Annotated in this window: 6 protein-coding genes; 5 read left to right on the forward strand and 1 reads right to left on the reverse strand. The window is 61.1% G+C overall.

Features of this window, described 5'->3' with window-relative positions; all coding sequences use genetic code 11:
* Positions 1–453: 453 nt before the first annotated feature.
* The 4 genes from FJ398_22600 to FJ398_22615 all read left to right on the forward strand — a co-directional run bounded on the left by FJ398_22600 (position 454) and on the right by FJ398_22615 (position 7,016).
* Positions 454–3,483, forward strand: coding sequence for a DUF1553 domain-containing protein (locus FJ398_22600; protein ID MBM3840699.1), 3,030 nt, complete (start codon positions 454–456; stop codon positions 3,481–3,483).
* Positions 3,484–3,552: 69 nt separating this feature from the next.
* Positions 3,553–3,783: a hypothetical protein gene (locus FJ398_22605; protein ID MBM3840700.1), complete on the forward strand. Its 231-nt coding sequence runs from the start codon at positions 3,553–3,555 to the stop codon at positions 3,781–3,783.
* A 27-nt stretch (positions 3,784–3,810) separates the two neighbouring features.
* Positions 3,811–5,277 (forward strand): DUF1501 domain-containing protein, encoded by a 1,467-nt coding sequence (locus FJ398_22610; protein MBM3840701.1) that lies wholly within the window; start codon positions 3,811–3,813, stop codon positions 5,275–5,277.
* Positions 5,278–5,621: 344 nt separating this feature from the next.
* On the forward strand, positions 5,622–7,016 hold the full coding sequence (locus FJ398_22615; GenBank protein ID MBM3840702.1) for a sulfatase: 1,395 nt from the start codon (positions 5,622–5,624) through the stop codon (positions 7,014–7,016).
* A gap of 330 nt (positions 7,017–7,346) precedes the next feature.
* Here FJ398_22615 and iolG read toward each other — a convergent pair whose 3' ends face one another.
* The gene (iolG, locus tag FJ398_22620; GenBank protein MBM3840703.1) at positions 7,347–8,384 is read right to left on the reverse strand and encodes an inositol 2-dehydrogenase; all 1,038 of its coding nucleotides are present in this window, start codon (positions 8,382–8,384) and stop codon (positions 7,347–7,349) included.
* A 128-nt stretch (positions 8,385–8,512) separates the two neighbouring features.
* Between iolG and FJ398_22625 the strand changes: the two genes are divergently transcribed.
* Positions 8,513–8,746 carry a hypothetical protein gene (locus tag FJ398_22625; protein ID MBM3840704.1) on the forward strand — a complete coding sequence of 78 codons (234 nt, stop codon included), beginning with the start codon at positions 8,513–8,515 and terminating at the stop codon, positions 8,744–8,746.
* Positions 8,747–8,933 lie beyond the last annotated feature (187 nt).

The following is an 8,933-nucleotide window of genomic DNA, read 5'->3' on the forward strand; positions in this document are numbered from 1 at the left end:
CTCGCCCCGCTCCTCGGTCCTTCCCCTGGACCGTTCCTCCGGACCGTGGCCTTTAGGCCGCTTCAGCGCTGAACTCCGGAGAGTGCGTGGAAGCAGCCTGAAGGCTGCGGTCCGCACGGTTTTCAGTTCAAGGGCCATGTGCATGGCCCTGAGGCCAAGAAAGCTTCCCATGAAGCAGCCGGTAGCCGAGTCAGACGTGTTCCACGCACGTGGATCGGCTCGCCGGGACGGACTCGCCCTACCGCTGATCGGTTCAAGGGACGAGTGCATGGTTCTGAAACCAAGGCAGCGTGGCCTTTAGGCCGCTTCAATGCTGGACTCCGGCGTAGTCCGGTCGGAGCAGTCGAGGACCTATGGACGAAATCTTCCTCTCTGTGTAATATCTCGGACAGATTTGTTGTGAACTCATCCATCATTCTTTCACCGTTGCCGACTTGGCTTGCGACCCTGACGCTGATCACATGGTTTTCCTCGCACGGCTTCGCGAATGCACAAGCTCCGCCATCCTCCCGAACGGTCCGCTTTAACCGCGACGTCCGCCCAATCCTGTCCGACAATTGCTTTGCCTGTCATGGTCCGGACGCCAAAAAGCTCAAGAGCGGCCTTCGCCTTGACCTGGGAGAGCAAGCCACCAAGCCGGCGAAGTCCGGCGAAATCGCCATCGTCCCCGGCAAACCGGAGGAGAGCGAAATGATCGCGCGCATCTTTGCCAGGAACGAAGACGACCTGATGCCCCCGCCCGAATCCCACAAGACACTCACGTCTGCGCAGAAGGAAATATTGAAACGCTGGATTGCCGAGGGCGCGGATTACGAAGGTCACTGGGCTTATCTCCCGCCGGTCAAACCTTCCGTTCCCGGAACAGGGCAGGGGATCGATTTCCTTGTGCACAAGCGCCTGAAGGAACTCGGCCTCGCTCCTTCTCCTGAATCGGACCGCCGCACCCTCGCACGACGGCTTCATTTCGATCTTGTCGGCCTTCCCCCCAAGCCTGAAGTGGTTGAAGCGTTCGAGCGCGATCGCGCCGCGGATGCGTATTCCCGATTCGTGGAGGAGCTTTTGAGTTCACCTCACTACGGCGAGCGCATGGCCATTGGCTGGCTGGATGTAGTGCGTTTTGCAGACACAATCGGATATCACAGCGACAATCCGCGCAATGTCTGGCCGTATCGCGACTACGTGATCGATGCCTTCAACAAAAACAAACCGTTCGACCAATTCACACGCGAGCAACTCGCCGGCGATCTCCTGTCCGGCGGCACCCAGGAGCAGAAAGTCGCGTCGGCCTTTAATCGTCTTCTGCTCAGCACCGAAGAAGGCGGCGCGCAGGCCAAGGACTACGAGGCGCGCATGCTCACGGATCGGGTTCGTGCCGTCGGGACCGTCTGGCTGGGGCAGACCATTGGGTGCAGTCAGTGCCACGACCACAAGTTTGACCCGATCACCTCTCGCGATTTCTACTCGATGGGCGCCTTTTTCGCCGACATCAAGGAACCGATCATTGGCCGCCGTGAAGACGGCCTGCTCGTGCCGGATGCAAAGCAAGCCGCGGAGTTGGCTCATCTGGACCAGAACCTGGCGCGACTGCAGCGTGAGTTTGAATCGCCAAAATCCGAGCTCCTGGCGGCCTGGGAGTTAGCCGCGCTGGAAACCATAAGTGCCGAGACGAATTGGGTTGTGCTCGCGCCGGAAAAGGCTGTGTCAGCGGTGGGCTTGAAACTGATCACTGACAAAGATCACATTGTTGCCAGCGAACGAGACCCGCGCGACGGGAAGGACTCTTACCGCGTCACGGTCAAAACCAGCCTGAAAAACATCAGTGGCTTCCGGCTGGAAGCATTAAGGTCGGACAAGCTCCCCGGCAACGGACCCGGGCGTGGCGCAGAAGGCAATTTCGTGCTCAGTGAATTCGCGATTGAGGACGCGCAGACCAACAAGATCAAGTTGGCGGAAGCCACCGCTACTTTCGAGGCCGAAGGATTCTCGGCGCGCGCCGCGGTGGACGGCACGCAGGAGGGCAAAGAAGGTTGGAGCATTCGCGGTTGTTCCGGCGTAAATCAGGCGATTCACTTCGCCACGGCTGAACCGATCACGTCGGACGGGGAAATGGTTCTCACGTTTGTGCTCAAGCAAACGAGTGGCGCGAATCAGGTTTTGGGGCGCTTCCGAATCTCCGCCACCACCGTGCCCAGCGCTTGGAAGGCCGGCAAAACAGCCCTGCCACCCCCGGAAATCACCGAGATTCTCAAGTTGGCGCCGGGCGACCGGAGCGACGAACAGAAGTCCAGGCTCGCCGCTTATCATCGGATCGCAGCGCCTGAACTGACCGGCGTGCGGCGTCGTTTGGCGGATGCGCGCAAGGAAAGAACAGATTTCGAGGGAACGATTCCGCGTTGCCTGGTCTCGGTCTCGATGGATAAGCCGCGCACGGTTAGGATTCTTCCCCGGGGCAACTGGATGGTCGAAACGGGCGAAGTCGTCCAACCCGCTTTGCCGGCTTACTTGAGCGGTTCATTCAAAAAGCCGGAAGACCGCGGACTCAACCGGCTCGACCTCGCCGAATGGCTGGTGTCGCGCGACAACCCGCTGACCGCGCGCGTGTTTGTGAACCGGCTCTGGAAGCAGTTCTTCGGCGCGGGCCTGTCCAAGGTGCTCGACGATTTCGGCGCGCAAGGCGAGCCGCCGGTGAACCCGGAATTGCTCGACTGGCTCACGTGCGAATTCATGGACAGCGGCTGGGACGTGAAACACATGGTCCGGCTCATGGTTGGCAGCCAAACCTACCGACAAGTCTCGACCGCTTCCAAAGAGCTGCAAGCGCGCGATCCCTACAACCGTGACCTGGCTCGACAGAGCCGTTGGCGGCTGGACGCCGAATTAGTCCGCGACAATGCGCTCGCAATTTCAGGCCTGCTGCTGCCGAAGATTGGCGGGCCGAGCGCCAGGCCGTACCAACCCGACGGCTATTGGGAGAACCTGAATTTTCCGGTGCGCTCTTACGATGCCAGCAAAGGCGCGGACCAATACCGTCGCGGGCTTTACACATGGTGGCAACGCAGCTTCGTCCATCCGAGCATGCTCGCTTTCGACGCGCCGACGCGCGAGGAATGCGCCGCTGACCGCAACCGCTCGAACATTCCGCAGCAAGCGCTGGTCTTGCTGAACGACCCCAGTTACGTCGAGGCGGCGCGCGCCTTCGCCGTCCGCATCTTGAGGGAGTGCGACGGCGACGCCACGGCGCGCATTGCCTGGGCCTGGCGTCAGGCTCTGTCGAGGGCACCGCGCGCCGATGAGCTGGAGATGATTCGCGCTCTGATCGAGAAACATCTCGCTGAATACAGGAAAGATTTGGAGGCGTCGGAAGCCTTGCTCAAAGTCGGCCTTGCTCCGGCGCCCAAGGGTATCGCGGACTCCGAGTTAGCCGCGTGGACAAGCATCGCGCGGGTGATTCTTAACCTCCACGAAACCATCACCCGCGGTTGACCATCCAAGGGACGTGGTTCCGTGACTCATCTCCTGGACATCTTAAGAGCCGTGGCGTAAGGATTGATCATGTTATCGCTTCTGAAGCAGGCCCTCTCAAGGCATCCATTCTACCCGGTTACCTTGGTCATGGTGGATGGCGAAACGCTGAGGATTGAGAACAGTGAATTTGCTTCGGTGCTGCGTCGGGCAGGCTTGTTGTATCTCGAACGCCCGGAGGATCAAGAACCTCGTTTCTTGAATCTGTTGCTCGTAAAAGAAATCCGCACCAAGGATCTCACACCTGACTTCAAAGACTGACGAAGCGTCGTGGTCGCACCGTGCCCAATGAACCCCCACACTGATTTCCACCAGTTTCTCCTCCAGCGCCAGACCCGCCGCGCCTTTCTGGGCCGCTCGTCGCAAGGGATCGGTGCGCTCGCGCTGGCGTCGCTCATCAATCCCGCGATTCTTAAGCTCGCCGCCGCCACAGGCGCGGCACGCAAAGACAAATGGACCGGCATCATCAATCCTTGCCACTTTCCACCGAAAACCAAGCGCGTCATCTGGATGACCATGGCGGGCGGGGCCTCGCACCTGGAGACTTTCGACTCCAAGCCGAAGCTCGCGGAGATGCATGGCAAGCCGATGCCGGAATCGTTCACCAAGGGCCGGCAAATCGCGCAACTCCAGGGCGCCAAGCTCGTCTGCTTCGGACCGCAGCACAAATTCAAAAAGTTCGGCGCATGCGGCGCTGAGATTTGCGAATTGTTCGAGCACATCGGCTCAGTCGCGGATGAAATCTGCTTCGTCCGGTCGATGACGACCGATGCGATCAATCATGATCCGGCGCACATGTTCATGAACACCGGTTCGCAAATTGCGGGGCGTCCCAGCATGGGGTCGTGGGTGGTGTACGGCCTGGGCGCTGATGCAGAGGATTTACCGGGGTTTGTGGTGCTCACGTCGCTGGGCAAAGGCGGCCAGAACCAACCGATTGCGGCGCGCCAATGGGCTGCCGGATTCTTGCCCAGCCGGTTTCAAGGCGTGCACCTGCGCAGCAAAGGCGATCCGGTGCTGTATCTGAGCACGCCGCCCGGTGTCACTCGCGACCAGCAGCGCGACGTGGTTCAAACCGTCAACGCCCTCGACGCCAGATACGACGCCATCGTGGACGACCCGGAGATCGCCACCCGCATCGCCCAGTATGAAATGGCGTTTCAGATGCAGGCCAGCGTGCCGGAGCTGATGAACATCAGCCAGGAGCCGCAACACATTCTCGATCTGTACGGCTGCAAACCCGGCGACGGCTCTTTCGCTTCGAATTGCCTTCTGGCACGCCGCCTCGCGGAACGCGGCGTGCGCTTCATCCAGCTTTACCACAAAGACTGGGACCACCACGGCGGCGTGAAAGAAGGCGTGCGGCTGAAGGCCCTCGAAGTGGATCGCGCGTGCATGGCCTTGATCACTGATCTCAAGCATCGCGGCATGCTGAACGACACGCTGGTCGTGTGGGCGGGAGAATTTGGACGAACGCCCATGAGCCAGGGCGGCGATGGGCGCGATCATCACAACGCGGGCTTCAGCATCTGGCTTTCCGGCGGCGGGATCAAGGGCGGCATCGGTTACGGCGCCACGGATGAACTGGGCTACGATGCCGTGGAGAATCGAGTCAACGTTCACGACCTGCATGCGACGATGCTGCGGTTGCTCGGCATCGATCACATGAAACTCACCGTCAAATTCCAGGGCCTCGACGCCCGGCTCTCCGGTACGGGTGCCGACGGCCACGTGATCGACGGAATCCTGGCTTGAGGCGGATCGCATCTCGATACTTGCGGCATGGGGATGAACACAGTCCCCTTTCTCCGGACCTTTCCCATGAACTTGGTAGGGCTGCGCTGCCGCGCAGCCGGTTTTCGGTCGATGCGGCGGCGCAGCAGCACGGCCCTGCCAGCGATGGGTTCAGGGAGCGTGCGGACGGGTTGGAGGCAGTGGAACCTTCCCATGTATGCCCTTGGCTCCGCCAGGTTTTGGAGTGCGCCAGTCTCCTGGCGCTTTTGATGCGCCGGGCTGGCCCAAAAGCGGCAGAGGACTGTCGCACTCCAAGACGCTGGCGCGCCAAGGTTCGCTCTGTTGAGTTGGGTGGCACGCTGCGCATGAAACTTCTTCTGATTTGCAGCCTCCTCGCCTTTCCGCTTGGTGCGGCTGAACCGCGCCTGCCAAACATCATCTTCATTCTCATCGATGACATGGGCTGGACCGATCTCGGGTGTTTTGGAAGCACGTTCTACAAGACACCCCACATCGACAAGCTGGCCGCGTCGGGCATGAAATTCACCGACGCCTACGCCGCGTGCCCCGTCTGTTCGCCCACGCGAGCCAGCATCCTGACCGGCAAATATCCCGCGCGGCTTCACTTGACCGACTGGCTTCCCGGCCGGCGCGATATGCCTTCGCAAAAGCTCTTGCGCCCTCAAATCCGGCAGGAACTGGCCTTGGAAGAACTAACTTTGGCAGAAGCCTTGAAGGCCAAAGGATACGCCACGGCGCACGTCGGCAAATGGCATCTCGGCGGAAGAGGTTTCGAACCGCAGAAACAAGGCTTCGACCTCAACGTGGCGGGGGATCATACCGGCACGCCCCTGAGCTATTTCCATCCCTTCCAGCGCGACGGCCGATTCATGCCGGGATTGGAGCGCGGCGAAGAGGGTGAATACCTGACCGACCGGCTGACGGCCGAGGCGGAGAGGTTCATCGAACAAAACAAAGCCCAGCCGTTCTTCCTCTATCTGGCTCATTACGGCGTTCACATTCCGCTCCGGGCCAAGGCAGAACTCACGGCGAAATTTCATACGCTCTCCGCCAGTGCGACTCATAGCAACGCGATTTACGCCGCGATGATCGCCAGCGTCGATGAAAGCGTCGGGCGCCTCCTGAAGAAGCTGGATGATCTGAAGCTCGCCGAGAACACGGTCGTTGTCTTCACGACCGACAACGGCGGCCTGTCCGTCAAGGAAGGTCCGAACACGCCTGCGACCTCCAACTCGCCGCTTCGCGCGGGCAAAGGCTACCTCTACGAAGGCGGGATTCGCGTGCCGTTGATCGTTCGTTGGCCGGGCGTCACCAAGCACGGCAGCGCATGCCGCACGCCGGTCAGCAGCGTGGACTATTACCCCACGCTCCTTGAGATCGCGGGCGTGAAGCCTGTTCAAGGCCAGTTAATCGATGGCGTGAGCGTGGCGCCCCTGCTCAGGCAAGCCGGTGAATTGAAACGCGACGCGTTGTTCTGGCATTACCCGCATTACAGCAACCAGGGCGGAAGACCCGGCAGCGCAATCCGCGAGGGCGATTTCAAGCTTATTGAGTTCTTCGAGGGCCGGCAGGAACTCTACGACGTCCGCGAAGACATTGGAGAACAGAACGATTTGGCCAGGCAATTTCCCGACAAAGCCGCCGCGTTGCACAAAAAGCTTTCCGATTGGCGCCGTCAAGTGAACGCTCAAATGATGGCTCCGAATCCGGACTACAAACTCGCCCCCCCGCAGCCTTGACCGAAACTTTCCCTCAGAGATTCTGATTCGAGAATCTGCGTGACCGACGGACGATGGGTGCGATTACAAGTGTCGGTCAGCGACTCCGATTGACTTCCCTTTCTCCCCGCGAGGAACGAGTGGGGAGAGAGTTGCAGAGAGGGTTTCTTGGAAACATGAGAAGCGAGCCAACGCCCCTCCTCTCTCCAGCCCTCCGGGGCGGGGCGGGGCGGGGCCGGCTGCGGCGTTGCTCGTCGGTCACAGCCCCAAAACGGGGATGCTCCCTCCTCGCGCCTTGCATCCGGCCAGGCGGCGCTCCCGCCAAAACCGGAAGTTATTTTTGCACAGACCCTAAAGGGGAGCGGAAGGTGAAGATGAGGCGACCTCGCTCAACTTCACAGGCCGCCGTTCCTTCAGCGATTTCGTTGCCGCCAGCCCCATCAACACGGGAGCCAATCCATCCTCCCCGGTGACTGGCGGCGGGCGGTCCTGCAGCACGCAATCGACGAAGGCTTGCATTTCTGCGACGTAGGATTCCTGGTACCGTTCGAGAAAAAAATACTGTGGCCGCGCAGTGTGAAGCCCGCTGGCATCAGCCAGAATATGATTGTCCGGCGTGCGATTGGACACGCTGACCATGCCGCCTGAACCGAACACCTCGACGCGCTGGTCGTAGCCGTAAATCGCCTGGCGGCTGTTGTCGATGGCCGCCAGCGCGCCGTTCTTCAGGCGCATCGTGACGATGGCGGTGTCCACGTCTCCCACGCCGGCGACTTGCGGATCCACGAGCGCGTCGCCGAGGGCGTAAATCTCTTCGGCTTCGCTGGCGCTCAGGAAGCGCACCATGTCGAAGTCGTGAATCGTCATGTCGAGGAAGAGGCCGCCCGACACTTTCACGTATTCGAGCGGCGGGGGCGCCGGATCTCGGCTGGTGATGCGAACGACATGCGGCTGGCCGATCTTGCCGGCGGCGACGAGTTCGCGGACTTTCGCGAAGCTCGGATCGAATCGGCGGTTGAAACCGATTTGCAGTTTGACGCCGGCTTTGGCCACGGCCTCCAGGCAACGGCCGATGCGCGCCTGGTCGTAATCAATCGGCTTCTCACAGAAAATGTGTTTCCCGGCCGCGGCGGCTTCCAGGATGATTTCGGCATGGGTGTTCGTGGCCGAACAAATCGCGACGGCCCCAATCGTCGGATTAGCCAGCAGCGACCGGTAATTGTCCGTCGCCAGCGACACGTGGAAGCGGCTGGCGACTTCCCGGGCCGCGAGGAGATTGATGTCGGCTACGCCGCTCAACCGCACACCGTTGAGCCGGGTGGCGATGTTTTCCGCGTGCAGCCGGCCGATGCGCCCGGCGCCGATCACGGCGAGGTTCAAAGAGGTCATAGGCGATGACTGGCCACTCCTTCCCCTCTCCCAGGACCACCCATTCCCTCTCCCTCTCCAAGAGGGAGAGGGTGTCCGCAGGACGGGAGAGGGGGACGTTCGTGGAAAGTTTCCTTGGTCTTAGAACCATGCTCACCGCCGATGAGCCCGGGAGGGCGAGTCCGTCCCGGCGAGCCGCTCGACGTGCGTGGAACACGTCCGACTCGGCTCGCTGGGGACAGGCTCGCCCTACCGTCTGGTTCATGGGAAGCCGCATTGGCCTCCGGGCCATGCACATGGCCCTTGAACCGAAAACCGTGCGGACCGCAGCCTTCAGGCTGCTTCCGGGCCCGCTCTGGAGTTCGGCGTTGAAGCGGACTTAGGGTCTGTGCAAAAATAAATTCCGGTTTTGCTGGAGGCGATTTCGCTTTCTGGCGAGGCACGACGAAGGAGCATAGCCAGGGCTCTGCGACTGAGGAGAAGCGAAGCCAGAAAGCGAAATCGCCCCAGCCCTCCGGGGCGGGGCGGCGCCTGGCCGGCTGCGGCGTTGCTCGTCGGTCACAGCCCCAA

The organism is Verrucomicrobiota bacterium, assembly GCA_016871535.1.
Lineage (GTDB): Bacteria > Verrucomicrobiota > Verrucomicrobiia > Limisphaerales > SIBE01 > VHCZ01.

Bases quoted from the DNA above. Each gene is read 5' to 3' on its own strand.
- FJ398_22605 (MBM3840700.1), top strand. From the start codon at position 3,553: ATGTTATCGCTTCTGAAGCAGGCCCTCTCAAGGCATCCATTCTACCCG.
- FJ398_22610 (MBM3840701.1), top strand. From the start codon at position 3,811: ATGAACCCCCACACTGATTTCCACCAGTTTCTCCTCCAGCGCCAGACC.
- FJ398_22615 (MBM3840702.1), top strand. From the start codon at position 5,622: ATGAAACTTCTTCTGATTTGCAGCCTCCTCGCCTTTCCGCTTGGTGCG.
- iolG (MBM3840703.1), bottom strand. From the start codon at position 8,384: ATGACCTCTTTGAACCTCGCCGTGATCGGCGCCGGGCGCATCGGCCGG.
- FJ398_22625 (MBM3840704.1), top strand. From the start codon at position 8,513: ATGCTCACCGCCGATGAGCCCGGGAGGGCGAGTCCGTCCCGGCGAGCC.